General features: G+C 72.0%; 1 protein-coding gene. It reads left to right on the top strand.

Going from position 1 to position 1,598, the window contains the following annotated elements; translation table 11 throughout:
- Nucleotides 1-1,598, top strand: a 1,598-nt coding sequence (locus ASG00_RS05800) for an amidohydrolase (RefSeq protein ID WP_082483106.1), incomplete at both ends; no start/stop codon positions are given.

Here is a 1,598-nt window from a genome sequence, read left to right as displayed (position 1 = left end):
CCCCCGCCGGCTACGGCGACGCCCGTCGTGCCGGCTCCGTCGCCGACCTGCTCATCGTCGGCGAGATCGCCACGGGTGACCCCACGGCCCCCCGCGCCGAGGCCATCGCCGTCTCGGGCGGGCGCATCATCGGCATCGGCAGCCGCTCCGAGGTCGACGGCCTCACCGGCCCCGATACCCGCACGATCGCCCCCGAGGGAGTCGTCATCCCCGGCCTGATCGAGCCCCACGCGCACATCTGGGCCTCGCTCATGACACTCGACTGGACTGACGTCTCGCACGTCGCGTGCCCCGAGTTCGACGACGTCGTCGCGACGCTGAAGGATGCCGCGGCCCGCACCGCGCCCGGCGAGTACCTGCTCGCGAAGCTCTTCGACCCGAGCCTCTACCCCGGAGAGCCGGTGCTGACCAGGGACATCCTCGACCGCGTGGCATCCGACCGGCCCGTCGTGGTGCTCAACGCGTCGATGCACTTCGCGTACGCCAACAGCGCTGCGTTCGCCGCGGCCGGAATCACCGATCAGACCCCGGAGCCCGTCGGCGGCACGCTGCAGCACATCGACGGGCGCCTCACCGGCGTCGTCGGCGAGTCTCCGGCGGTCGCGCTCCTGCTCGGCAACCTGCCGCGCCCGGATGCGGCGGGCATCGAACGCGGCATCCGCCAGATCCTCACCGAGTTCGCCTCCCAGGGCGTGACCTCGATGCGCGAGGCCATGACCGGCACGATCGCCGGTGTCAGCGAGATCGCGCTGCTGCATCAGATCAACGGCGCGGGTCGACTGCCGACCCGCGTCTCGACCGCGCAGTTCTCCATCCTCGCCGGATACGACACCCCCGCAGCCGTCGCGGCCGCGTGGCGCGAGGCCGGAGTGACGCCGTTCAGCGGCGACGACATGGTGCGCGCCGACGCCTGGAAGCTCGTCGCGGACGGGTCGAACCAGGGCCGTTCCGGCTACTTCCTGCAGCCGTACCTCGGCGAGAACAACGGTGGCCACGCCAACTGGACCCCCGAAAGCCTTCGCGAAGTCATGAAGGCGGGTCTCGACGACGGGTGGCAGCTGATGATCCACACCAACGGGGACGCCGCCGTGGAGTTCGCGCTCACCGCCGCCGAGCAGCTGTTCCCCGGCACCGACCGCACGCTCCGCCACCGGTTCGAGCACGCGTCGGTGACGACGAACGACCAGCTCGCCCGCATGGCCGCGGCCGGCATCTCGCCGAGCTTCCTGATGGACCACGTCTACTACTGGGGAGCCGCGTTCCGCGACACGATCCTCGGCCCCGAGCGCGCCGAGCGTCTGGATCGGCTCGCCTCCGCCTATCGCTTCGGACTGCGTCCGAGCCTGCACTCCGACTACAACGTGACCCGCGTCCAGCCGCTGCACGCCGCGCGCACCGCGGTGCTGCGCCAGCTCGAGGCGGACGGCACGGTGCTCGCGCCCCAGGAATGCGCGACGCCCGAGCAGGCGCTCGCCGCGATCACGACCCACGCGGCCTGGCAGATCCACGCCGACGACCGCGGCTCGCTCGCCGTCGGCAACCGCGCCGACTTCGCCGTGGTCGACCGCAATCCGTGGACCAGCGACCCGGCCGGCTGG

This window comes from Microbacterium sp. Leaf351, assembly GCF_001423825.1.
Taxonomy (GTDB): domain Bacteria; phylum Actinomycetota; class Actinomycetes; order Actinomycetales; family Microbacteriaceae; genus Microbacterium; species Microbacterium ginsengisoli.
This window is presented reverse-complemented; position numbering and strand designations above follow the sequence as displayed.